Here is a 23,614-nt window from a genome sequence, read left to right on the forward strand (position 1 = left end):
CGCTACTCGAGTCAGTTCCATGAAAGGCAACGGTACGCGATCCAATCCCCAGGTCGGCGAGCAGCGGACTGAAAATGACAACTCACACAGGAGCGCGGTAATCAGCGGTCGCGCGAAACTCCCACAATCTTTCGATGGTCCAATTACCGTGAACAATGAATCCGCCGAGGTCAGGAGTGATCGTGCCCAAATTGGAGATCAAAAGTAAGTCCGCACTCTCGCGAGCGGAAGTCGCCGAGCGACTGATCGCGCTCGGCCAAGCCCTCGCCAGTGGCTCGGAAGTGGAACTGGGGTCGGGCGGCGACTCGATTGAAATCGCTGTCCCTGAACAGGTTCGGTGGGAACTCGAGATCGAGGTGGACGGCAACGAAGTCGAAATCGAAATCGAGATTCACTGGCGCGACGATCCCCCGGCTGACCCGGCCGCAAAGTCCACGCCTCCGACTAAGGCAGTTCGACGCGGTCGGCCTCGCAAGAGCGCCGCCAAGTAATCCGTTCAGCACGTCCAGCACGACTACCACTCCTCAATGGCGCCGATATCTCCGTCCAAACATGGACTCGTCTCTCGTCGCGGCAAGATAGCCGCCTGCGAAACTCCCAACACACCGATCACATTGGGGTCGAGACCCATTCGGAACGCGTACCAGCGAATTCACATCATCGCAGCTTTCACATCATGCACTTGGGCGGGGTAGCGAGTCACTCCGCTGACCCGGTACTTCACGGTCGCCACCGCTAAGCCCTTCGACAGGACGCTGTCCACCATCGAACCGTCCGCGATCTTGTGAGATCCCGAGTAGCCGACGGGACATGCTCCTGTACGCGGCCACTAAGCCCAGCCACTCCACATCGCACCGGTACTGCAGTCGATTCGCTCCAGCGAGCGCTATGTGGATCCATCCGGAAGTGAAATGACAGCTTTGCTGGTTACCACCGCCGCATCGCCGTCGACTGCGGCGACGGTCAGGGAACGATCCGCCGGCAGAACAACGAATCTGTTCGCCACCCCAGCGGTGGTGATCAATTCATCGATGTCGGTGATCTTCGCCCTCGGCCGGCCCTGTCGACCTCCGCGGGACTTCTCCTCCGCGTCAATCGCCTGCCACCCCCGACCGTCGATTGCAGCGGGATTACGCTGCTCCATCAGCGCCGCGAACGTCACGGCGTCTCGTCCGGGTCCCCGCTCGATCCGCCCGGCCCCCAGGTCTGAGATCAATGCCTCCACGGTGTTCTGGGCACACTGTTTGTTGGTGCCGATCACCCCTGAGGGGCCACGCTTGACCCAACCAGTCGTGTACACCCCGGGCATCGGCTTGCCCGAATCCGGGTCTAGGACCCTACCGTCGATGTTCGGGATGACGCCCCGTTCGTCGTCGAACGGCACTCCTGGCACAACCGTGCCCCGAAAACCGATCGAGCGCAACACAAGTGAAGCTTCGATGGTGTCGATCCGATCCGTGGGTGCGGCCTCGAGTGATCCGTCTCCACGATCCACCAGTTCGTTGCGCACGATCTCAATCCCCTCGACGCGGTTGTGCCCGAGGATCCTGGTCGGTGAGGCGAGATACCGCAGCACGATGCGTTTGTTCGCCGGATTCGGATCCAGTGCGGCATATTCCTCCACGAGCCGGACCTTCAGTCGTGTCGAAAATGCGTCGTCGTCGGTTTCCGATGCCGCGCCGGCGCCGAGTTCGACACCTGACCGATCAATGACGACGTCGACCCCGGGCAGTCTGCGAAGTGCAATGAGTTCCGGACTGGTGTAGGCCGCTTGAGCCGGGCCGCGGCGGCCGAGCACGATCACTTCGCGAATATTGCTGGACCGCAACGCCTCCAGGGCGTGCTCGGCGATGTCGGTGGAGGCGAGAGTATCTGGGTTCGAGACCAGGATGCGAGCGACATCGAGAGCGACATTGCCGTTTCCCACGACCACGACCCGTTCACCGCTGAGGTCGTACACCCGTTTGGCATAGTCAGGGTGACCGTTGTACCAGGCGACGAACTCACTGGCCGCGACACTTCCGAGCAGATCCTCTCCCGGCACACCGAGTTTGCGGTCACCGAGTGCGCCGACAGCGTAGATCACCGCGTGGTGGTGCTCGAGCAGTTCGTCGTGTGTGAGGTGCCGACCGACTTCGACATTGAGATGGAACCTGAACCCAGGCCGGGACGACACCCTACGGAAGACATTGGTTATCTCTTTGGTCCCGAGGTGATCTGGTGCTACCCCAGCTCGGATCAGCCCCCAGGGCGTAGGCAAGCGATCGATGACCTCTACCTCGACAGAGCCACTCGAGCTGCGGGAAAGAAGTTCGGCGGCAGCGTAGATTCCGGCCGGACCGGATCCGACGACTGCAACCCGCAGCGGTGTGTCCTCGCGTGGGATCTTGACCGCGGGAGTCACCGAAGCCCGCGAATCTGCGTTATCGAGTGGGTGCCGCCGGAAGTAGTCGGCGTTGATCTCGACGTAACGCTCGTACTCAGGTGGCAGTTCTCCCTCGCTGTAGATCGCGTCGACTGGGCACGCATCGGTGCAGGCCCCGCAGTCGATGCAAGTTTGTGGGTCGATATACAGCATCTCCGTAGTGCGGTACTCGGGATCGTCCGGAGTGGGGCGGATGCAAGACACCGGACATACGTCGACGCACGTCGCATCGTTGCAGCAAGGTTGAGTTACTACGAAGGACATGCGTGGCTCCCCACGGTCGCGAGTACATCGAACGTTGACAGGTAAGTCAGGGCATGATTGCGGGCGAAGGCGAGGCCTTCCGTCTCGTCTGCCATCCTGGTCTCGTCGACCGGAGATACCAGTTCGCACAGCGCGCCCAGCGGCTGCAATCGAGCGACCCGCATCAGATCGACGACTGCTTCGGGAGCACCATAGGTGGGTGTGATGCCGAACATCGCTGACCATGCCGGGTCGTGGGCGATCACCGGTACGACGTGGCCGGGCCGAGACAGGTCGGCCGCAACCGCCCCCGGATCGGCGACGGTCCTGATCGTGTGTGCCCGATCTGCCGCCGATATGCCGGTGCCCACACCCACGACGGCATCGACGCTGACGGCAAGGTTGCGGCGTGGGGCAGCATTGGCCAGCGGCCACATCGGAGGTAACTGCAGGCGCTCACAATCATGTTGGGACACTACGATATTCACGAATCCCGATGTGTGCCGGATAAGAAACGCCAGTTGTTCGGTGGTAGCCGACGCAGCTGCGGCGACCAGGTTTGTCTCACCGCGAATTGGATCGAACAGGACCATTGTGCTACCCAGAGCAGCCGCTGTCAGGGCTTCCTTGGCGCGAAAAGGCACAGCGGATATCTCGGCAGAGTCACTGACGATCAGCCTGCGCTCAGCGGTGCTTCGGCAATGACGGCCGACCGGTGTCATTGCAGGTCCTCACTCGGTACGCGCCGCGCCGCGCGCGCGTTTGCGAAGGCCGCAACTGCGTCTCGGAAACCGGCACCGGCAGTCAGGCGGATCTGTCCGTCGCGTTCACGGGCGAAGGCATTCGCGAGCTCGACCAATGTCGCCTCATTGACAGCGATCTTCGTCTCGACGAGTGCCTCGATGGAAACAAGGGCCAATCGCGAGATTACTGCGTCGAGTTCGCGCTCGAAATCCTCCTCGTCATACACGGCCGCCACCAGACCGATGGCCAGCGCTTCGGAAGCGCCGATGCGCTCCCCCAGCATCGACATCCGCATCGCGGTCGCTCGTCCAACTGATGCGGCAACCAGCGCCGTAGCGCCACCGTCCGGCATCAGTCCGATCGATGTGAACGGCATCGCAAAGAACGCATCCGTGCGGGCAAGCGTGAGGTCGGCGGCGAGAGCGATAGAGACTCCGACGCCTACAGCGGGTCCGCGGACCGATGCGACGACGGGACGTGGGACCCGGCGGATCGCCTCGATGCAGTGAGCCGCAGCGTCGCACGTAGTCGCGGTGTTCTCGACGGACAACGGGTTCTCGACGTCGAGATCGCCGCCGGCACAGAAGGCGCGCCCGGCGCCCGAGAGCACGATCACCCGGACGGCCGGATCAGCGCCGGCGGCGATGACCCTGGCGGCCAACAGGTCTAAAGTGGCACTGTCGACGGCGTTCATGCGTTCGGGTCGGTCGATCAGGATGTGGCGTGTATACCCGCGATCGGTGACGGTGATGGTCACGGCAGAATCTCCCCGAGAAAATGGGCGATCTCGGCGACGCCATCCCTCGCCTGTGGAAGGAAATCGGTGAAGAGAGTCCATGCGTGACAGGTGTCGGGATACACCGACAGGGTGCTGGATCCGCCTGCCTCACTTACCGATTCATGGATACGAACCGCATCGTCGAGCAGGATCTCACTGTCGCTGGCCAGCAACAGGATCGGAGGAAGTCCGGCGAGGTCCGCGTAGACGGGTGACGCGAGCGGATCGAGCGGATCGTGCCCCTGGAGATACGACCCAGCCAACAGGCGTAGAGATCGTTCGGTGATTACGGCGTCGGTGTCCCGGTTCGCGGCGACACTTGTCCCGGTGACCGTGAAGTCCGCAAGGGGTGAGACGAGGACCGCGGCCGCTGGTGTCGGTGCCGCGCGGTCCCGGGCGCTGACGAGCGCGGCGAGGGTCAGCCCACCTCCGGCCGAATCGCCACCGACGGCGGCGTGTTCGGGTCCGTACTCCGCTATGACAGCGTTCAGTACCTGCGCTGCATCCTCGACGGCCGCCGGGAACGGGGCCTCGGGGGCAAGACGGTAGTCGGGCACGATCACGGCCGAGCCCGTCGCTCGCGACAACGCCGCCACGGCATGCCGATAGCCGTGGGCACTGCCCATGACGTATCCGCCTCCGTGGAACCACACAAGAACGTTGTCGTCGATGTCGCATCCGGCCGTGACATACAATACTTCGACACCTCCGACAGTTCGCGGCTCGACCGAGACATCCTCCGCTAGAGTCGGTTCGAGCATCATCGTGTCAAGGTTGCTCCGTAATTGCTCGAGCGACAGTCGCCCGTCGCCGAACACCGACGCGAACGAACTACGCGCACGATCGAGGGTGTCACCGCTGACCGCGACCGCTCTGCTCTGAGTGTGTGACATCGGTTCATCCTTAGGTTTTGTTGATTCTGCGCGGCGTCCTGCGGTCCGGCGCTTCGCTAGATCGCCGCATGGGTTCCGAATCCCCGGCTGTGATACGTCAGGGGCGGAATCGCTTCGCTCTGGACGGCGACCACCCGCCCGAACACGACTGTGTGGTCGGCGATCTCGACGGTCTCCATCACCTCTGCCGCGATCCAGTGCGGGACATCGGCAATTCGGGGAACAGTGTGATCGACCGACCACAGGACGTCCTGGAACTTGTCTTTGCCCTTGCGTGCGAACTGCGCGGCGAGAATCGACTGTTCACGACCGAGCACATTCATCCCGAAAGTCCGCGATTCGAGTGCGAGAGCCAGAAGATCCGAACCCCGGTCCAGTGAGACGAGTACCGACGGCGGCGACATCGACAGCGACGAGAAGGCGCTGACCGTAGTGCCGTGCGGCCGTTCGCCGTCCATTGCTGTGATCACGGCGACCGGAGTACATACCGCGGCCATGGCGTCGCGGAACCGCGCCGCGAATTCGTCGAGTTGCAGGTGGGGCATGGCGGACGCCTTTCATACAGATATCTGTCGATTGGTGTTGCCACCGAGTCTGCCGAGTCGACCCGGCGGCGACGGACGAGTTGTCAGAGTTCGAGGTTCTTGCGGACGAATGATCCTGCCTCGTCCGCGGCCTGGATGCCCTCCGGAAGGATCGAGGAGAACAGCGGCCACACGTGCACCATGTCGTCGTACAGGGAGACGGATGCGAAGCCACCTTGCTCCGAGATGGAAGCCGCTGCTCGACGCGAGTCGTCACGCAGCACCTCGCCGGAACCAACGAGGAACAAGGCCGGAGGCAGGTCTCGATGATCGGCGAATAGCGGCGACGCGAGTGGATCCTTGGGATCGTGCCCCTGTAGGTATCCCTCGCCGAGGTTGGCGATCGATCCCCGCGAGACGGCGATATCCTTACCGTCGAAGAGATCCACGCTCTCACCGCTTGCCGTGAAGTCGAGCAGCGGTGAGATGAAAACTGCTGCTGCCGGCAGGCTTTCACCCTTGTCTCGCATTACGGTCAGTGCCGCCAGAGTCAGTCCGCCGCCCGCCGAGTCGCCACCGACCACGACGTTAGCCGCTCCGTATTCGGCCACAAGTGCGGAAAGTGCGGCAACGCCGTCGTCGACGGCCGCGGGGAACTTGTTCTCAGGAGCGCGTCGATAATCCGGGAGTACGACGGTGACGCCTGCCGCACGAGACAAGGTGTGCCCGAGTTCCTGGAAGCCTTTCGCGCTGCCGAGAACGTACCCGCCACCGTGGAACCACACGAGAACCTTGTCCCGTGCGGCACCTTCAGCCGTGACGAACAGGATGGGAACGCCACCGGCCTCACCCGCCACCGGCTCGATCCCCTCCGGCAAGGGGAATTGCAGTAGCAAGGCGTCGTATGCGGCCCGCAGATCGTCCACGGTCGCTGTCGCCGGGTCCGGAAAGCCGTCGATGTACATCTTCTCGACGCGAGCCAACGCCTCGGTCTTTGCCATGAATCCTCCGAAATAGAGATCGATTTCCGACACTCACTAAAGTCGGCTGTGAGCGATGTTACATAGTTATCATTAACTCTTCTAGAGATTTTCCTGCGTTTTTTTCAAAACTACGCAAAGAATATTCATAACGACTGTTCACCAGATGGAATTTCGCAGGTCGGTGCGCCACCTGACTCCGAAAGTGAAGAAAGGGGCGACGAGACCTGTTCGATGTGCATAATGGGGCGCACCGAGTGCCACGTGCGGCCGCACCCAGAAGTCATCACAGCGAAGCCGTCGACGCAACGCCTGCGGCTCACCGATTCGAGCAATCTCGCAAGTGCCGGGCACCGGCACGACCCGACCGAAGAACCAGAGGCCTCCACACATGACCATCACGTCGAACGACTGCCCTTCCGGCACAACTGAATCAGCCCACACGACGCCGGACCTGATGCCCGCGACGGCACTGGCCCGGGTTCTCGATCCGCGCGTGATTGCCGTCGTCGGACTGAGCGACGCATCACCAGTGGCGCCGTTCATCGCGCCGACGCTCGACAGCAGCGCGGTCGTCCACTTCGTTCACCCCACCGCAGAGTCCGTCCTCGGCCGGCAGCCTCTACGGTCGATCTCCGAAATCTCAGGACCGATCGACGCGGTGCTGTCCGTGATGTCCGCGGATCGAACCGTCGCCCTCGCCGAGGAATGCGTACCCCTCGACTGCGGTGGCCTGATCGTCTACGCCGCGGGATTCGCCGAACTCGGTGTCGAAGGACGAATGCTCGAGCGCCGACTAGTCGACGCTGCTCAGCGCGGCGATATGGCATTGATCGGCCCCAATAGCCTCGGCTACATCAGCGTGCCGCGCAGTATCAGCCTCACCGCGTCGGCAAACTACCGGCCACCGGCCGGTGGAGTCTCCATCGTCTCGCACAGCGGCGCCATGATGGGAGGAATCGCGATCGCGGCGCGCCAACGGACCGGCGTCGGCATCTCCCGGCTGATCTCGGCCGGAAACGAAGCGGTCACGGATGTGGCCGACTACCTCGACTTCCTCGCAGGCGACCCGGACACAACCGCGATAGGCCTGGTGATCGAGGGCATCCGGCGACCCGAGATATTCTTCCGCGCTGCACGCCGCTGCCTCGAGGCCGGCAAGCCGGTGGTGGCGCTAAAGCTTGCCCGCAACAACCGCACTCAGCAGATGGCGGCCTCCCATACCGGCGCTCTGGCGGGAAGTGCCTGGGCCTACGAGGTGGCCTTCCGGAAGGCAGGCATTCAGATGGCGCACGATCTCGAAGAACTGGTCGATCGCCTGTCGATCATCAGCCAGCTGACCCCCTCGACATGGAACGCCGTCGAGCGCCTCGGCGTTGTGGCGGGTACGGGCGGTTTCGCCTCCCTGGCCTTCGACCTGGCCGAAGAGGAGGGCCTGTCCCTGCCACCGCTCGACGGCCTGGTCGGTTGGGTCGAGGCGACAATCCCGGGAATCAAGATTCCAAATCCACTCGACACCACCGGCTTTGGAGCGACCTACTGGACAGACATCGTCGAGAAATACGTAGGGTCACCCGAACTCGACGCCGTCGTCTTCGTCAACATGTGGGGCGAGGGAGACGACTCTCCCCTCTACCGCCGTCTCATCGACGAGGTCACGTCCGCCGCCCGCCGACATGGCAAACCAGTGGCTATTGCAGCGGGTGCCGGCCCAGTCGGCAAATTCGCGCAGGAAGTCATCGGCAACGACGGGGCGACGGCACTCGGCTATGGACTCCGCGGCACCTTGCGCGGACTTCACACCATGGGAACCTTTGTGCGGAATCGACAAAAGTCACACGACCTCCCCGAGCCAATCGCCGCGCTGACCCGGCCGTCGACGGACCTCGTCGACGCCGGTGGGCAAAAATCCTTCCTCCCCTTCGCTGACGTGATGGCCCTACTGGAGAAGTTCTCGATTCCCGTCGCCCCCTACTGCGTCGTGGACACCGACGCACAGGCGCAGCCGGCATTCGAAGGTCCGTATGCCGTCAAACTGGCTGACGTGGCGCACCGCACCGAACTCGGCGCAGTGGCACTTCATGTCGAGCGAGCCGACCTCGACCGTGCCCTGTCTGACATGCGGGCTATCGCCGAACGACACGGCGTCTCCCCTGTCGTCGCGATCCAGCCGATGACCGCGTCCCGCGGCGAACTGCTCGTCGGCATCGAGGGCCGCAGCGAACTCGGCCCGATGGTGGTGTTCGGGCTCGGGGGAATCCTGGTCGAGGTCCTGGACCGGGTCGGTGGCCGCCCCGCACCACTGACCCGAAGCGACGCAGAGGAACTCGTCGAAGAGTTCCGGGACCTACGGCTGATTCACGGCTACCGCGGATCCGAGCCGTGGCATCCGAGTCGAATCGCGGACGTGCTCGTCGGATTCGGGCGCCTCGCCGCAGCCTGCCACGCCTGGATCGAATCCCTGGACGTCAATCCCCTGCTCGTCACCGAGTACGGATTGATAGCGGTCGACGCGCTGTGCATCGTGCGCGACGATGCACCGGCTACGGAAGATGTGCGATCGTGAGCGCCCCAGCTGTCGTCCGGTGCGGCGACGTGGTGCGCTCCCACACCGAGATCCGGGACCGCGCAGCACGTCTGGCGTCGGCACTCGCCGACCTGGGTGTCACTCACGGAGACCGGTACGCGCTCGTCATGCGCAATGAGATCAGCTTCGTCGAGGTGACGCTCGCGGGCGCCGCGATCGGCGCAGTCCCGGTCCCCGCGAACTGGCATGGCAACAACGACGACCTCGGCTACCTGCTCGCCGACAGCCGAAGCAAGGTCGTTGTGGTGCACACCGACCTACTGTCAACCGTGGAGGCCGTGCTGCCCGCCGGCACCACTATCGTCGAGGCCCCGGTATCCCAGATCCTTGCGGACGCATACGGATTCGAGCGACCGCGGCCGACGGGCCGGTATCCGAATCTCGAAGAACTCATCCGCGACGCCGAACCCCACTGCGCCGGTATCGCCGACCCGCCGATGAGCGTGATCTACACCTCCGGAACCACCGGACGGCCCAAGGGAATCCTGCGACACCCCACTCCTCCGGAAGACACCCCGAAACTGCTCGAGGCAGTTGTCGCAGCGTTCGGTTTCCACGACGCACGCTCCACGCTCGTTGCCGCACCGATGTACCACACAGCCCCGAACACGCAGTTCCAGTTCGCTGTTGCACTCGGATTGGACGTGGAGATCATGCCACGATTCGATTCGGAGGACCTGCTCCGGTTGATCGAGGAACGTCGCATCGAACACGTCCAGGCGGTTCCCACGATGTTTGTACGCCTGCTGAAGTTGCCTGCGCGGGTGCGTGAGCGTTACGACATCTCGTCTGTGGTTACCCTCGTCCACGCCGCTGCTCCGTGCCCGCCGGAGGTCAAGCGCGCGATCATCGACTGGTTCGGGCCGATCGTGCACGAGTACTACGGCGGCTCCGAATCCGGTGCCGCAGTGATGTGTACGAGCGAGGAGTGGCTCGCTCATCCAGGTACGGTCGGCCGGCCACTCGCCGACGCCGCCGTGCGAATTCTCTCAGCCGACGGCCAAGATGCGGTTGTCGGGGAAAATGGCGACATCTATCTCAGACCGTTTTCCGCATGGCCGGACTTCACCTATCTGGGCAATGACGAGAAGCGTCGCGCCATGGAGAAGGACGGGTTCGTCACCGTCGGGGACATCGGATACGTCGACGCAGACGGATTCCTGTATTTGAGCGACCGGCGGAACGACATGGTGATCTCCGGTGGAGTTAACATCTACCCCGTCGAGATCGAATCGGTGCTACTCGGCCTCGACGGAGTGGCCGACGTGGCTGTATTCGGGATTCCGGACCCCGAATTCGGGGAAAGCCTCGCCGCCCACATCCAACCGGAGCATGGGTCGACACTCGATGCCGATGCGGTTCGCGCGCACGTGACCCAGCACCTCGCGAGATACAAGGTGCCGAAGGTTGTCGTCTTCGAAGACACCCTTCCACGGGAAGACACCGGAAAGCTGTTCAAACGCAAGTTGAAAGCTCCCTACTGGGATTGCTGAGCACCGGCACCACAGTTCTCAGCACGGGCACCGCAGTTCGATGGCCGCCTACCCGACACGGATAGGCGGCCACTGAACATACCAACTCAGAAAGCGTCCTCGTCCAGCTCCATGACGGAATCGTCGACGACGGTCGCGATCACGCGTTCAGCTGCGACCGTGGGCAGGACATTGCGCGCAAAGTAGCGCGCCGCGGCCACCTTGCCCTCGTAGAACACCCGGTCCGCCCCCGAAACCGAAGTGCCAAGGGCCCGTAGCGAGATATCCGCGCCGCGCAGCAGCAACCACGCCACCACCACATCTCCGAGCACGTACAGCAGACGGGTCGCGTTGAGACCGACACGGTAGATGTTCTTCCTGTCACCACCGTCGACCCGCGGATCCGAACTCGCGAGGTCCGCGGTCATCTTCTCGACGATCGCCTCGAGGTCGGCGAGCGCCGCCGACAGGAGCGCACGTTCGGTGCCCAGTTCGCCGCTTCCCTCGGCGGGATCGACAAATGCCGCGATCTCTCCGGTGATGTGGCCCAGTGCAGCTCCCTCGCCCCGAATGATCTTGCGGAAGAACAGGTCCTGCGCCTGGATGGCAGTGGTTCCCTCGTAGACCGTGTCGATCTTGGCGTCGCGCACGTACTGCTCAATCGGGTAGTCCTGCAGGAAGCCGGATCCCCCGTAGGTTTGCAGAGATTCGGTTCCCAGTAACACCCAGGAACGCTCGGATCCGTAGCCCTTGACGATGGGAAGTAGTAGGTCGTTGACCGCCTCTGCGAGCGAGGCATCCGCGCCGTCCTCCGCGCGCAGCGCGACCTCGTCCTGCCAGGTGGCCGTGTAGAGAATCAGCGACCGCATGCCCTCGGCGTACGCCTTCTGAGTGAGTAACGACCGCCGGATGTCCGGATGGTGCGTAATTGTCACTCTGGGCGCATTCCGATCCGAGGAGTTGGCCAGGTCGGCTCCCTGAACGCGTTGTTTGGCGTAGTCCAGGGCGTTGAGATAGCCCGTCGACAGCGTCGCAATCGCCTTGGAGCCGACCATCATTCGCGCGTCCTCGATGACGTCGAACATCTGGTTGATACCGTCGTGGACCTCCCCGAGGAGCCAGCCTCGCGCAGGGGTATCCGCGCCCATCGTCATCTCGCAGGTCGCGGAGACTTTGACGCCCATCTTCTTCTCGACGTTCGTGGCGTAAATGCCGTTGCGCTCGCCGGTGAGTTCACCGGTGTTGGGATCGAAGTGGTACTTGGGGACGAGAAAGAGACTCAGGCCCTTCGTGCCTGCCCCACCCGCACCTTCGACGCCCACCGGTCGTGCAAGGACCATATGGATGATGTTGTCCGTCAGATCGTGCTCGCCGGCAGTGATGAAGCGTTTCACCCCTACGACGTTCCACGTCCCGTCGTCGTTTCGGTATGCCTTCGCACGGCCTGCACCAACATCGGATCCCGCATCCGGTTCGGTGAGCATCATCGTCGCGCCCCACCGTTTTTCCACTGCGATCCGCGCGATCTTCCGGTCTCGCTCAATTCCGTGGCGCCACACGACACGAGTGGCCGTCGGGAACCCTACATAGGTCCACAGTGTCGGATTTGCGCCCAGAACGAACTCGGCAAGCGCCCAATTCAGCGAGCTAGGCGCACGGGTACCTCCTAGTTCGGGAAGCACTCGCAGGCGCCACCATTCGGCATCCATCCAGGTCTTGTATGTTGCCGCATACGAGGACGGGACGGTGACGGTGTGTGCAACCGGGTCGAAGACGGGCGGGTTGCGGTCGGCGTCCTCGAATGATTCCGCGAGGTCCTCGCGCGCAAGGCGGTCGACCTCGCGCAGTGCGATCCTCGCTGTTTCCAGGTCCACCTCCTCGAACGGTCCGGCACCGAGGACACGATCGCGCTCGAGCAGTTCGAACAGATTGAACTCCACATCGCGGAGATTGCTCTTGTAATGGCCCATCCTGGGTCCCTCTCACGCTCGGCGACCTGCCGGGTAGCAGGTCTGGGAAGTAGCGCTGCGCCCGGAACCGCAGCCGGCTCGCCGACCGATTCCGAGGGTCGACGAGCCGGCTCAAACGCGGCGCGAGTCAATCAGCCACTTTCTGCTCAGGCCTCGGCATTCGTGTAGACCGGGAGCAGCACAGCTGCAGCGTCGACCAACATTTTCGGGTCGACGAGTAGGTGCTGGGTCGCCACGTGCATGTCGCGCACGTAGCGACCGAGAGTGCTGGTCCGGCCGATACTCCGGCTTCCGCCCCAGCGGTGGGCGAAGGCGACGATGTCGGCAGTGACCTCGTGAATCCAAGCCAACATCTGCTGCACCCGGGCGATGTCCTCGGCCGTCACCGAACCACCGGCGTTCACGGTCGCCTCGGCCGACTGCGCAATGTCGTAGCAGTAGAGCCGAGCGGCCTGCAAGCTCGCTTCCCTACGGGCGAAGTCGATGCGGAAGATCTCGGCGTCACCGACCGGAACCGTGTAGTTCGGCCGGAACTTGCCGGCAGTCAGTTCGGCGACCAGTTCGAGCGCACGCGTCGCGATACCGAGCGCGATCGGCGCGTGGGGCAGACCCCCGGTGAACTCGTTAGTGAGCTTGTACAGCGTCTCCGAGCGGAACGGAGTACCACCGAAGGTCGGCGTCGTGTACTCGGCGGGCACGAACGTCTTGTTGATTCGGTAATCGTGACTGCCCGTGCCGGCGAGCCCCCACACATCCCAGTTGTTCTTGATTTCGACCTGGTCCCTGGGTAGGAGAGCGATTCGAGCCTGGGGTTGACCGTTCTCGCCGAGGATCAGGTTCCCATTCTCGTCGGCGACGAGAAAGCCCGCTCCGATCCACGTCGCGTGATCCGACCCGCTCGCGAAGGAGTAATCGCCGTCAATGACGTATCCACCGTCGACCTGGACTCCGGGGTAACGCGGGAGGAGCTGGCCCGCCATGATGAAGCCCTCGTCCTTACTCAGGAGTTCATCGACTACGGACGGCTGGAGTAGGCCGAGGACGCCGGCGGTGGCCCACGAGCTTGCCATCCAGGCCCACCCGGTCGAAGCGTCCGCCTTGGTCATTTCCTCGTACACTCGAAGAGCCTCGCTGGGGAGTAGCCCGCCGCCACCGAGTGCCTCCGGCACCAGCAGCCGATGCAGATCCAGTTCGAGGAGCGCATCAGCGACGGGCTTCGTGATCGTACGATCACGCTCGATGGCGGCAGCTTCTTCCCGGACAAGCGGCGTGATGGAACGAACCCGCTGTATATAGTCGTCAACCCTTCCACTGCCGGCAGTCGTTTCCTGGGTCAGCGTCTCGGTCATGCTCATAGCCTTTCCTGTAGATGTGCGTTCGAAGGCGAGATTTCGTGCGGAGGCGACGCACCCGACTCTCGAGCGGGTCCCCGTATTCAGTCCTTCAAGGCCCCTGGCATCTCCTCACACACCCCGGGAGATGTGCGGGCTGTGATCAAGTTAACATAGTTATCGCTAATGTCAATGACCAAGTACGCAGGTCAGATGCTTTCCATTCGGATATATCTCCAAAACAGTCATTCGCATACTTCAATTCCCTCGCAGATTGTGCATCAAGAGACTCGACAGATGGGGACGCCGGGTGCGGCGGAACAAGCCCCTCGACGCAATGCCGCATGCGGTCCGGACGCCTGCGCGCACCGGCCCCGCGGGCCATAGGCCGAAGGTAACTGCAACAACCTTGCAGTTACCCGACCTCGGCCAGATTTCAGTCTGTTGCCGGACATGTTGGGAACTCCGACCGCACAGATGAATTCGCGCGGTACTGCGCGCCTTGCGCACCTTAGCCATGAACAATACCGTCGGCAACGATCAGATACCGGGGCCCGACAGAGATCGGCGCGGCAACTATCACAAGCCCGGGTACCTGACTCCCGACGCGCCCACGAGCCACTCGGCTCACCTCGGCATCACCGCCCGGCATCCGGCAGCTACAAATTTGCGTCGATAATTAACTTTTAATCGCAATTAGTATCGTTAAAGAACCATTGACGTCCTTGTCTAACTGTAGTTAGCATTAACATTCTTCTTCAAGGCGGCAGTGCCGTCTCCCAGACTCACGGCCGATCAACACGATTGGACGCGAGCGTCACCCATCGCAGCGCGGGCTGCGACTTGCGGAAAGCAGGAATGAACATGCGCATCGGCACAGTACTGGACTTCGGTCCTCGTTTCGATGAAATCGTCTCCCGGACAGTCGACTTCGAGTCCGCAGGTCTGGAATCAGTAACATTGGGAGAGGCGTACTCTTTCGACGCCGTGAGCCAGCTCGGCTATCTCGCCGCGCGCACGTCGAAGGTTGAACTCGCCACCGGGATTCTCGCACTCGACTCACGCACACCTACCACGCTGGCGATGACCGCAGCCGGCCTCGACTACGTGTCGAACGGGCGGTTCCGGCTCGGCCTTGGCGCATCTGGTCCCCAGGTCATCGAAGGATTCCACGGCGTCCCGTTCGGTCACGCACTGGGAAAGACCCGAGAGACCATCGAGATCTGCCGCACTGTGTGGCGGCGGGAGCCTTTGCGACACAACGGGCGTCGTTATCAGATCCCCCTACCAGCCGATCAGGGCACCGGTCTCGGCAAGCCTCTGAAGTTGATCAATCATCCGGTCCGCGCGGATATCCCGATCTCGATCGCGGCCCTCGGCGACCGAATGGTCGAACTCGCCGCCGAAACCGCCCAAGGTTGGGAGCCCATCTTCTTCCATCCCGAGATGATGAACGAGGTGTGGGGCGAGGCGCTGCAGCGCGGCACCGCCAAGCGCCCCGAGCACCTGGGCAATCTCGACATCATCGTCCGGTTACCGTTCGCCGTCACCGAGGACCCTGCGCCCTGGCTGGACCGGGCACGGCCGCAACTCGCCCTTTACCTCGGCGGAATGGGCTCACGGGAAAGCAACTTCTACAACGATCTGGCCTGCCGCTACGGATTCGCCGACGAGGCCCGGCGGATCCAGGACCTGTTCTTGTCCGGACAGCATGCCCAGGCCGCAGCGGCGGTGCCTGACGATCTAGTCCGCGCCACATCGCTGATCGGCTCGGCCGGGTACATCGCGGAGCGACTCTCCCTCCTAAGAGAAGTCGGTGTCGGCCTGCTCAACGTTGTTCCATTGGCCGACACGCACCCCGAACGACTCTCGGCCTTCGAAACCCTTCGATCGCTGCTCGATTGAACTACGAGCTGAACTCAGACCGACCTGAACTCAGACAAGGAGAAACCATGAATCAGACAGTCTCGCCCGATCCGAATCTCGACCGGGACACGGTGTTTGCCGGCGTCACCTCCGGCAACATTCCCTGCCTCCTACCCGTGCTGTATCAGCTGACCGGCGAGGAGAAGTGGCTAGCGGCGCCGTACCTTCCGACTCCGACGAAGGGCTTCGAGGAGCTCAACGACGGAGGACTTTCTCCGGAGATCCAGGAGGAGATCCATGCCGCCGCGACCGATGCCATCCTGGACTGGTCCCGGGGCAAACCGATCGCACAGCCTGTGCCGACCGGCGAGCTGACCCGCCTGATGAGCGCCGTAATGGGCGAACCGATCGACGAGATCTACGCCCCGATGATCGCGGAGCAGTTGGGGCTCGCCCCCTACGTGCCGACTAACGTTGCCGCGCAGGTAGAGTCGGCCATGCCCGATCTCGGCGTCATCGTCGTCGGTGCCGGCATCTCGGGCATGACCTGCGCGATCAACCTGAGTAAGGCCGGGATTCCGTACACAGTGATCGAACGCAACGAGCATGTCGGCGGAACCTGGTGGGAGAACCGCTATCCCGGTGCCCGGGTCGACATTCCGAGCGACCTGTACTCGTTCTCCTTCCACCACAAGAACTGGTCCGAGAACTTCGCCCGACGGAGCGAGATCTTCGCGTATCTCGAGGATGTCGCGCGCGAGTACGACCTGACCGACAACATCCGGCTGGGCCATTCGGTGGACAGTGCCGAGTGGGACGAGAAGGACAAACGGTGGGTCGTCACCGTGACCGGCCCTGACGGACAACAGCAGAAGATGCGCGCCACCGCCCTGGTCACGGCAGCTGGACTGCACAGCACCCCGAACGTTCCCGATTTCCCTGGGCGCGAGAGCTTCCGCGGTGAGGTCCTGCACTCGGCACAGTGGCCTGACGACGTCGACCTCACAGGGAAGCGCGTCGCGGTGGTCGGCAACGGCGCCAGCGCGATGCAGCTGGTCGTGGCGATCGCCGATCAGGTCGAGAGCATGGTCGTCCTGCAGCGCCAGCCGCAGTGGATCGCTCCCAACGAGCACTACTTCCGTCCCTCGGATCCAGCGAAACACTGGCTGTACGAACATGTTCCGTTCTACCGCGAGTGGTACCGGTTCCGCCTCTACTGGCTCTACACCGAACGCACGTTCGCCGCGCTCCCCGTCGACCCGAAGCGCGAGGAGAAGGGCAAGCAGGTCAGCTCGCTCAACGATGCCTACCGCGCCTACTTCACGGACTATCTCCGAACGCAGCTCGATGGTGACGCGGAGCTGATCGGTAAGACGCTGCCCAATCGTCCCCCCTTCGGCAAGCGCCTGCTCATCGACAATGGATGGTTCACCACGCTCCAGAAGCCCAACGTCGAGCTACTCACGCAGCGGGTCGAGCGCCTTACAGAGACCGGGATCGTCACCAGCGAGGCTGAGTCGCGAGACATCGATGTACTGATCCTGTGCACCGGGTTCCAGCAGCAACGGTACCTCTATCCGATGGACATCCGCGGCCGCGACGGCGTCGAACTCCGTCATTCGTGGGACGACGACAACGGACGCGCCTACCTCGGCATCACCACCCCTGGATTCCCGAATTTGTTCTTCCTGTACGGCCCGAACACGAATCCACCGGGCGGCAGCTTCATCACCATCGCCGAGGCGCAGGTCCGCTACGTGGTTGACTCGCTTATCTGGATGGTTACGGACGGCCTGGCGACCGTCGAGTGCCGTCCCGAGCCGTATCAGCAGTACAACGACGAACTCGACGAGGCGAATTCGCGGATGGTGTACGCGATGGACGGCGTGGACAGCTACTACCGAAACTCCACCGGACGCGTCGTCACCAACTCTCCGTGGCCCGTCCCCGAGTACTGGGCCCGAACCCAACGCCCCGAGCCGGCCGACTTCACCGTCACCGTGCGCAGTACCGACTGAAAACTCGGCCGGGCCGTTCTCCCGCGAGCGGCCCGGTCTGTGAGTGAACAGCAGAATGCCGGGTGGTGATCGATCCGATCACCACCCGGCTTCGTTTCTCCCTCGCTACTGTTCGGCGGCTGTAGTCATCCCCAACGTGACCATGTCCGGCACGAACGGCTGGTGCGCCAGCAGTCCGCCGTCCACCCGGATCACCTCACCGTTGATTCCCGAGGAGTCATCGGAGGTAAGAAACAGGTATACCTTGCCCAACTCGGTGGGACCGTTGAGCTCAGGGCTCATCGTGTGGCGACGGTAGATGTCCTTGATCGACTCGGGCAGTGCCTGGGCCGGAGGGGTCGTCGTGGTGCCCGGGCAGATCGCGTTGCACCGCACACCTTCCTTCCCGTACTGGGTTGCAGTGTATTTCGTGAGTGCCAGGAGCGCGGCCTTGGTCGCGCCGTAGCCGGTGAGGCTGCTGTCGCCGGCAAAGGCGTGAGTCGACGCAGTGTTCACGATCGCGCCGCCGCCGTCGCGCAGGTGTGGGAGTGCGTGCTTGGTCAGCAACATCGCCGCACGGACATTCACCGCCATGACGTTGTCCCACGTCTCGATAGCCATGTTCGCGATGTCGCCGTCGTCGATCGGGAAGATGCCTGCGTTGTTGATCAGGATGTCCGGACGACCGAAGTATTCGACAGTCTTAGCGACGAGCTGCTCGATCTCGTTCTCGTTACGTAGATCCACCCCGAACGCGAGCGCTGTCTTCTCCCCGTGTCGTTCGTTGAGAATCGCGGCGAGGCGTTGTGCTCCCTCGATGTTGATGTCCGCCAGGACAACTCGCGCGCCTTCAGCGGCGAGTTCGGTGGCTGCCGCTCCACCGATGTTGAGTCCACCAGGATCGACCGACGTTGCACCGGTAACGATCGCGATCTTGCCCTCTACTCGACCCATTTGCTCGCTCCTTGTTTCGTTGTTTTGTGTCTCGTTGTTTGTGGGATTACAGATCCAACACCAGGCGATCACCGTGGCACCGGGACACGCAGATCAAGATGTACTCGCCGGCCGCCCGTTCCTCCGGGGTGAGAATTTCGTCCCGGTGATCGGGTGTCCCTTCGAGCACGGTCTGCTCGCAGCGGCCGCACATTCCCTGTTGACAGGACGACAGGACGTCGATGCCGTTCGTTTCGAGTGTGCGCAGAATCGTCTCACCGGGTGGTACGACAAACGTGCGGTTCTGTTTCGCGAGAATAACTTCGAACGCTGCGTCCTCCTCTGTCGGACCGGCGTCCCCCGGGACGAACCGTTCGATGTGCAGAGCCCCCGACGGCCATCGGAGGCAGTGTTCTTCGACGGCGTCGAGGAGTGCTGCCGGTCCGCAGGTGTAGACCACCGTCCCTGGTTGTGGGGTACCGAGCAGTCGGACCAGATCGATCGGACCGGTGACCTCCTCGGGAAAGATCTCGACTTTCTCGCCGTACTGCGCGAGTTCGTCCCGAAACGCCATCGTGTCGGTGTTCCGGCCGCCATATACCAAGCGCCAGTGGGCCCCACCCTGCTCTACTTGCCTGATCATCGGCAGTATGGGAGTTATCCCGATTCCGCCGGCGACGAACAGATACCGATCAGAACTTACGAGCGGAAAGTTGTTGCGCGGATTGCTCACTCGAAGTTTCGTGCCGACGCGAACCGAAGCGTGGATGTACTCCGAACCTCCGCGGCCCTTACCGGGAAGCTCACGGAGCACCGCGATCCGCCAGGCGTCACGTTCCGACGGGTCGCCGCACAGTGAGTACTGCCGCACCATCCCTGAGGGAAGGAGAACATCGATGTGGGCCCCGGGATCCCACGACGGCAGCGACATTCCGGTCACCGGTCGCAGAATCAATGACCGAACGCCGTGGGCGACATCCTCGGCGTTTTCGACCACAATATCGAAGTCGTCGCCGATCTCGTCGGCATTGTCGTTGTGTCGAGATGTCAACGCCTGTGCCCTCCCGTCCAGTGTCGTGATTTGCGGAGCTACGAGCGATCCCATGTGATCGGGAGCTGGTGGACGCCGAAGATCCGGGCGTCGTTCTTGAGCCCGATGTCCGCAGCAGGGACAGCGAGCCGGAGGGTCGGAATTCGTTCGAGGACAAGGGAAAACACGACCTGCAGCTCAAGACGCGCAAGCGGAGCTCCCAGGCACGTGTGAATTCCGTGGCCGAACGTCAGGTGCCGACTGGCGTCGCGATGGAAGTCGAGGCGGTCCGGTTCGTCGTATACCGAGGGGTCACGGTTGCCTGCTTCGGTCGAGAACATCAAAAGCTCACCCTTGGCGATCTGCTGACCCTCGATCTCGATATCCTCGGTCGTAGTCCGGGGAAGGTTTCCGATGATGTCGAGATGACGCAGCAGTTCCTCGACGGCCTGCGGCATGAGCTCCGGGTCGTCGCGCAGCTCGGCAAGCTGGTCGGGATGCTCGAGCAACGCGAACAATCCCAGGCCGATCATGTTGCCGGTCGTCTCGTGACCGGCCATGAGTAGGAAGGTGGACATGCCCGCGACGTCGATGACGCCGAGGTCGCCCGACTCGATGTGCTTGACCAGCAAGCTGATCAGGTCGTCGCCGGGTTCCGCTTGCTTGACGGTCACCAGTTCGGCGAGGTAGGCCATGACGTCGCCGATCGCCGCACCGATTTGATCCGGGGTGCTGTCCGCCGCGAGGACGGCGCGTGTCCGATCCTGGAAGAAGTCGTGCTTGTCGTAGGGAACGCCAAGCAACTCGCAGATGACCAGCGACGGCAGCGGGAGCGCAAGGGCGTCGACGAAGTCCACCGGTTCAGTGGACTTCAAGATCTCGTCTATGAGCCCGTTCGCGATCCGCTCGATCGTCGGGCGCATCGCCGCCATGCGACGCGGCGTGAACTCCTTCGCCAGGATCCGGCGAAGGTCGTCGTGCTGCGGCGGATCCATCGCAACGAAGAAGCCGGGAACTGCTTGCTCACCATCGTCGCCGCGGGAGGAGTCGTCGATTCCGCGCACGCTCATGCGGGGATCCGCAAGAACCGCACGCACATTGTTGTACCCGGTGACGAGCCAGCCGGGAGTGCCCTTGAAGTCGATCTTCTGCAATTTCTCGTCGGAGAAAGCCGTGTGCTGTTCGGACAGGGCGAAAGGGCACGAGCGTGGGAACGGGTATTCGGGTAAGCCGTCCGCGATATCGGTGTCGACGGCTTCTGCTGGCTGGGTTGTCATGAATGTTCCTTCGGTAACGGAGGAGGATGAGGCCGGAGTGATGGCGACTCGGTATGCGGTGACACGCTGTCTGCGGGTTACGACCGGAGCCCACTGGTGAGCCGTTTGGGGTTCGACCGCATCGGAGTTCCCATCCCCGAAATGTGACGGGGAACACTGGAATAGTGAACGTTCATATCGTGACACGTTGATCGCTGAACGTCAACGATCCGGTGGGGAATTTATCGACATTCATTTGGACTGTTCCCACACATCAACGTAGACGTACCTAAACATATGCACTACAACAGATTTCAGATTTCTTCGGGCACCGAACTGTCGACAGGATTGTGCAATCCAGATGACGCGAAGGCTGGAAGAATCGATGAGTGTTAGTGCAGACTATGAATTCTGATTGCCGACGATGCGATTTTCGGGCGATGCCCGGTGCGTGATCAGCCGGCAGCGCGGCGGAAATGCGAGAGCAGGTCGGGGTACTTCACCAGGTGCGCCCCGCCGTTGAGATCCAGGTTCTCACCCGTCAACCACATCGCGCGCGTCATGTAGACGGCGGCGTCGGCGATCTCCTCCGGGGTTCCGGGCCGCCCGAGCGGCGTGTTCGCGAGGTAGTCGTCCTCGAGTCCGGGAACGACCATCGACGGACTGGTCAGTGGTGTCATGACAATTCCAGGCGCGATCGCGTTGACTCGAATCCCCTTGGGCGCCAATTCGAGTGCAGCCACCTGGGTTAGCATGGCCAGCCCCGCCTTCGCGGAACAGTAAGCACCCATACCGGTTCCCGGCTGACGCGCATTGAGGGACGACAGCGAGATGATGATGCCGCCTTCGACCATCACCAGCCCAGCATGCTTGATAACCAGGAAAGCCCCAGTCAGACAGACGTCGACGACGCGTCGGAACTTCTCGACCGACAGGTCCGTGACGCTGCCGGCCGCGCTGACACCGGCACTGTTCACCGCGATGTCCACGCTGCCTCGAGCCGCTCGCACCGATTCGAACAGTTCGCGGACCGAGTCCTCGTCCGTCACTTCTACTTGTGCGGCGTCGTGCTTGGGGCCCAATTCGGCCGCCAATGCGGTCGCGAGGTCGATGTTGCGGTCGGCCACCGTCACGGTAGCGCCGTCGGCGGCCAGCCCCCTGGCGATGGCGGCCCCGATTCCGGAGGCCCCTCCTACGACGACCGCGCTGCGGGGTTCGGATGCCCCCGCGCTGCGAGAGTTGTGTACGGACATGATTCGTGGACCCTTCTCGAGGGGTTGAGTGAAGTGATGACGGTCATCGCGGAACAAGATCGGTAGGCAACACCATGGCGCGCGCGAGGACCGAGAGATCCTCCGCGATCCCCCTGCGAGCGCGCAACCGCGGTGTCTGGGAAACGTCGGTGATGACACCGATCACCGATTGAGCAAGTGCGCGGGCGTCGGCTACGGATAGGCCGTCACCGAGTTCGCAGATCGCTTCGACCCACTCGGCAACGTATTCGCGCTGAGTTTCCCGAAGCGCCGACTGTTCGTCGTCGGGCAAGTAGAGCAGATCGGTGGCGAGGATGTGCATGATCCGCCCGTGCACTCCGAGCGCCTGCCGGATGTACGTACGGATCAGGGCATCGAGCGATTCGAGCGGGGTGTCGGCCGTGGCAAGCGCGTCGGCGGTCACATAGAGCAGGCCTTCCGCACCGCGTTCGAGGATCGCCCGGAGCACCTCGGCCTTGCTGCTGACGTGTTGGTAGAGGGTCGCCACGGACATCTCGGACGCCTTGGCGATGTCGTCGATGCGCACGTCGTAGAAACCGCGCGCGTCGAACAGTTCCGCGGATGCCTCCAGTATCCGTTCCCGCCGACCGGCCGGGCGGCGGTGCACCGTGGCAGGCAGCGCGAGAACTTCAGGCCCGTGGTCCGGAAGGTCGCATTCCATGATTGCGTGGGCGAGCGCCGTCTGGATCTCGATCAGTCGATCGGCTGCCAGATTTCCGCGTATGTCAGGCGAATTCGAGTACATCGCTAGGACGGCGAACCCGAGCAGTTCGGCTTCGTGTTCGGTGATCGCGGGGTGTACTGCGGCAATTCCGGCGGCGATCCGGTGGTGGTTCCTGGAGAAGTCCCCCAGAAACTCTTCGCGTTCGGCGGGCTTGAGGTGGCGCTGTTCACGCCGCCACAAGGTCGCCTCGTCGCCGTTCGCGGTCAGGTCTCCGAGACCTGCGAGGAGGATGTCGAGTTGTTCCTTCGGGGATCGACCCTCCGTCTCGGCGCGATCGGCGAGTTCCTCGACGAGCTTGACCTGGCTCTTCAGAGCGCGCACGAGGATGTCGTGCTTACCTTTGAAGTGGCGATACACGGCGGGCCCTGTGAGGCCCACCGCAGAACCGATCTGGTCGATACTGACGTTCTGGTAGCCCAGGTCCTGGAACAGGCGAGCGGCCGCCCGGGCGATCTGCTCGGTCCGCTGTCCCCCTTTCGCCGTCGATCGGGAGCCTGCGTCTACCCGTGTCTCTGTCGCTCGTGCCATATCAGTACTTCTCCATCGACTCGGTCGCCGCACACGTCTCGATCATGGGACAAGTTTCG

Annotated in this window: 19 protein-coding genes; 5 read left to right on the forward strand and 14 right to left on the reverse strand. The window is 62.9% G+C overall.

Going from position 1 to position 23,614, the window contains the following annotated elements:
* Positions 1-182: 182 nt before the first annotated feature.
* On the forward strand, positions 183-491 hold the full coding sequence (locus VIQ49_RS01000; RefSeq protein WP_331880016.1) for an amphi-Trp domain-containing protein: 309 nt from the start codon (positions 183-185) through the stop codon (positions 489-491).
* A gap of 161 nt (positions 492-652) precedes the next feature.
* On the opposite strand, the gene VIQ49_RS28865 is transcribed toward VIQ49_RS01000, so the two are convergent.
* The 7 genes from VIQ49_RS28865 to VIQ49_RS01030 form a co-directional block, all read right to left on the reverse strand.
* Positions 653-766: a hypothetical protein gene (locus VIQ49_RS28865; RefSeq protein ID WP_414731549.1), complete on the reverse strand. Its 114-nt coding sequence runs from the start codon at positions 764-766 to the stop codon at positions 653-655.
* Between the two features lie 120 nt (positions 767-886).
* Positions 887-2,689 (reverse strand): FAD-dependent oxidoreductase, encoded by a 1,803-nt coding sequence (locus VIQ49_RS01005; protein ID WP_331879972.1) that lies wholly within the window; start codon positions 2,687-2,689, stop codon positions 887-889.
* Positions 2,677-3,390 carry a 3,4-dihydroxy-2-butanone-4-phosphate synthase gene (locus tag VIQ49_RS01010; protein ID WP_331879973.1) on the reverse strand — a complete coding sequence of 238 codons (714 nt, stop codon included), beginning with the start codon at positions 3,388-3,390 and terminating at the stop codon, positions 2,677-2,679. Before VIQ49_RS01010 ends, VIQ49_RS01005 begins: the two co-directional genes overlap by 13 nt.
* Entirely contained in the window at positions 3,387-4,169 is a 783-nt protein-coding gene (locus VIQ49_RS01015) for an enoyl-CoA hydratase-related protein (protein WP_331879974.1), read from the reverse strand. Before VIQ49_RS01015 ends, VIQ49_RS01010 begins: the two co-directional genes overlap by 4 nt.
* Positions 4,166-5,083: an alpha/beta hydrolase gene (locus tag VIQ49_RS01020; protein WP_331879975.1), complete on the reverse strand. Its 918-nt coding sequence runs from the start codon at positions 5,081-5,083 to the stop codon at positions 4,166-4,168. Before VIQ49_RS01020 ends, VIQ49_RS01015 begins: the two co-directional genes overlap by 4 nt.
* Positions 5,084-5,139: 56 nt before the next feature.
* Complete coding sequence (locus VIQ49_RS01025; protein WP_331879977.1) at positions 5,140-5,628, reverse strand: flavin reductase family protein; 489 nt, start codon at positions 5,626-5,628, stop codon at positions 5,140-5,142.
* Positions 5,629-5,711: 83 nt separating this feature from the next.
* Complete coding sequence (locus VIQ49_RS01030; RefSeq protein WP_331879979.1) at positions 5,712-6,608, reverse strand: alpha/beta hydrolase; 897 nt, start codon at positions 6,606-6,608, stop codon at positions 5,712-5,714.
* A gap of 370 nt (positions 6,609-6,978) precedes the next feature.
* On the opposite strand from VIQ49_RS01030, the gene VIQ49_RS01035 reads away from it, so the two are divergent.
* Complete coding sequence (locus VIQ49_RS01035) at positions 6,979-9,153, forward strand: acetate--CoA ligase family protein (protein ID WP_331879980.1); 2,175 nt, start codon at positions 6,979-6,981, stop codon at positions 9,151-9,153.
* Positions 9,150-10,667, forward strand: a complete 1,518-nt coding sequence (locus VIQ49_RS01040) for an AMP-binding protein (protein WP_331879981.1) — start codon at positions 9,150-9,152, stop codon at positions 10,665-10,667. The genes VIQ49_RS01035 and VIQ49_RS01040 overlap by 4 nt, the downstream gene beginning before the upstream one ends.
* A gap of 86 nt (positions 10,668-10,753) precedes the next feature.
* Here VIQ49_RS01040 and VIQ49_RS01045 read toward each other — a convergent pair whose 3' ends face one another.
* Both VIQ49_RS01045 and VIQ49_RS01050 read right to left on the reverse strand, forming a co-directional pair.
* The gene (locus tag VIQ49_RS01045) at positions 10,754-12,616 is read right to left on the reverse strand and encodes an acyl-CoA dehydrogenase (RefSeq protein ID WP_331879983.1); all 1,863 of its coding nucleotides are present in this window, start codon (positions 12,614-12,616) and stop codon (positions 10,754-10,756) included.
* A gap of 146 nt (positions 12,617-12,762) precedes the next feature.
* Positions 12,763-13,965 (reverse strand): acyl-CoA dehydrogenase family protein, encoded by a 1,203-nt coding sequence (locus tag VIQ49_RS01050; protein WP_331879985.1) that lies wholly within the window; start codon positions 13,963-13,965, stop codon positions 12,763-12,765.
* Between the two features lie 846 nt (positions 13,966-14,811).
* Here VIQ49_RS01050 and VIQ49_RS01055 point away from each other — a divergent pair.
* Both VIQ49_RS01055 and VIQ49_RS01060 read left to right on the forward strand, forming a co-directional pair.
* Positions 14,812-15,852: an LLM class F420-dependent oxidoreductase gene (locus tag VIQ49_RS01055; RefSeq protein ID WP_331879987.1), complete on the forward strand. Its 1,041-nt coding sequence runs from the start codon at positions 14,812-14,814 to the stop codon at positions 15,850-15,852.
* 47 nt (positions 15,853-15,899) lie between these two features.
* Positions 15,900-17,831 (forward strand): NAD(P)/FAD-dependent oxidoreductase, encoded by a 1,932-nt coding sequence (locus VIQ49_RS01060; RefSeq protein WP_331879989.1) that lies wholly within the window; start codon positions 15,900-15,902, stop codon positions 17,829-17,831.
* 105 nt (positions 17,832-17,936) lie between these two features.
* On the opposite strand, the gene VIQ49_RS01065 is transcribed toward VIQ49_RS01060, so the two are convergent.
* The 5 genes from VIQ49_RS01065 to VIQ49_RS01085 all read right to left on the reverse strand — a co-directional run bounded on the left by VIQ49_RS01065 (position 17,937) and on the right by VIQ49_RS01085 (position 23,555).
* Positions 17,937-18,764 carry an SDR family oxidoreductase gene (locus VIQ49_RS01065; RefSeq protein ID WP_331879990.1) on the reverse strand — a complete coding sequence of 276 codons (828 nt, stop codon included), beginning with the start codon at positions 18,762-18,764 and terminating at the stop codon, positions 17,937-17,939.
* A 46-nt stretch (positions 18,765-18,810) separates the two neighbouring features.
* Positions 18,811-19,794 carry a PDR/VanB family oxidoreductase gene (locus tag VIQ49_RS01070; protein ID WP_331879991.1) on the reverse strand — a complete coding sequence of 328 codons (984 nt, stop codon included), beginning with the start codon at positions 19,792-19,794 and terminating at the stop codon, positions 18,811-18,813.
* Positions 19,795-19,832: 38 nt separating this feature from the next.
* Positions 19,833-21,050 (reverse strand): cytochrome P450, encoded by a 1,218-nt coding sequence (locus VIQ49_RS01075; RefSeq protein ID WP_331879992.1) that lies wholly within the window; start codon positions 21,048-21,050, stop codon positions 19,833-19,835.
* 434 nt (positions 21,051-21,484) lie between these two features.
* Positions 21,485-22,282, reverse strand: a complete 798-nt coding sequence (locus VIQ49_RS01080; RefSeq protein ID WP_331879993.1) for an SDR family NAD(P)-dependent oxidoreductase — start codon at positions 22,280-22,282, stop codon at positions 21,485-21,487.
* A 43-nt stretch (positions 22,283-22,325) separates the two neighbouring features.
* Entirely contained in the window at positions 22,326-23,555 is a 1,230-nt protein-coding gene (locus VIQ49_RS01085; RefSeq protein WP_331879994.1) for a TetR/AcrR family transcriptional regulator, read from the reverse strand.
* Positions 23,556-23,614: the final 59 nt, after the last annotated feature.

The sequence above is a fragment of the Williamsia sp. genome (assembly GCF_036566845.1).
Lineage (GTDB): Bacteria > Actinomycetota > Actinomycetes > Mycobacteriales > Mycobacteriaceae > Williamsia.

Excerpts from the sequence above, each read along its gene's own strand:
- VIQ49_RS28865 (WP_414731549.1), bottom strand. The coding sequence starts at position 766 with ATGGTGGACAGCGTCCTGTCGAAGGGCTTAGCGGTGGCGACCGTGAAG.
- VIQ49_RS01005 (WP_331879972.1), bottom strand. The coding sequence starts at position 2,689 with ATGTCCTTCGTAGTAACTCAACCTTGCTGCAACGATGCGACGTGCGTC.
- VIQ49_RS01010 (WP_331879973.1), bottom strand. The coding sequence starts at position 3,390 with ATGACACCGGTCGGCCGTCATTGCCGAAGCACCGCTGAGCGCAGGCTG.
- VIQ49_RS01020 (WP_331879975.1), bottom strand. The coding sequence starts at position 5,083 with ATGTCACACACTCAGAGCAGAGCGGTCGCGGTCAGCGGTGACACCCTC.
- VIQ49_RS01025 (WP_331879977.1), bottom strand. The coding sequence starts at position 5,628 with ATGCCCCACCTGCAACTCGACGAATTCGCGGCGCGGTTCCGCGACGCC.
- VIQ49_RS01030 (WP_331879979.1), bottom strand. The coding sequence starts at position 6,608 with ATGGCAAAGACCGAGGCGTTGGCTCGCGTCGAGAAGATGTACATCGAC.
- VIQ49_RS01035 (WP_331879980.1), top strand. The coding sequence starts at position 6,979 with ATGACCATCACGTCGAACGACTGCCCTTCCGGCACAACTGAATCAGCC.
- VIQ49_RS01045 (WP_331879983.1), bottom strand. The coding sequence starts at position 12,616 with ATGGGCCATTACAAGAGCAATCTCCGCGATGTGGAGTTCAATCTGTTC.
- VIQ49_RS01050 (WP_331879985.1), bottom strand. The coding sequence starts at position 13,965 with ATGACCGAGACGCTGACCCAGGAAACGACTGCCGGCAGTGGAAGGGTT.
- VIQ49_RS01055 (WP_331879987.1), top strand. The coding sequence starts at position 14,812 with ATGCGCATCGGCACAGTACTGGACTTCGGTCCTCGTTTCGATGAAATC.
- VIQ49_RS01060 (WP_331879989.1), top strand. The coding sequence starts at position 15,900 with ATGAATCAGACAGTCTCGCCCGATCCGAATCTCGACCGGGACACGGTG.
- VIQ49_RS01065 (WP_331879990.1), bottom strand. The coding sequence starts at position 18,764 with ATGGGTCGAGTAGAGGGCAAGATCGCGATCGTTACCGGTGCAACGTCG.
- VIQ49_RS01075 (WP_331879992.1), bottom strand. The coding sequence starts at position 21,050 with ATGACAACCCAGCCAGCAGAAGCCGTCGACACCGATATCGCGGACGGC.
- VIQ49_RS01080 (WP_331879993.1), bottom strand. The coding sequence starts at position 22,282 with ATGTCCGTACACAACTCTCGCAGCGCGGGGGCATCCGAACCCCGCAGC.
- VIQ49_RS01085 (WP_331879994.1), bottom strand. The coding sequence starts at position 23,555 with ATGGCACGAGCGACAGAGACACGGGTAGACGCAGGCTCCCGATCGACG.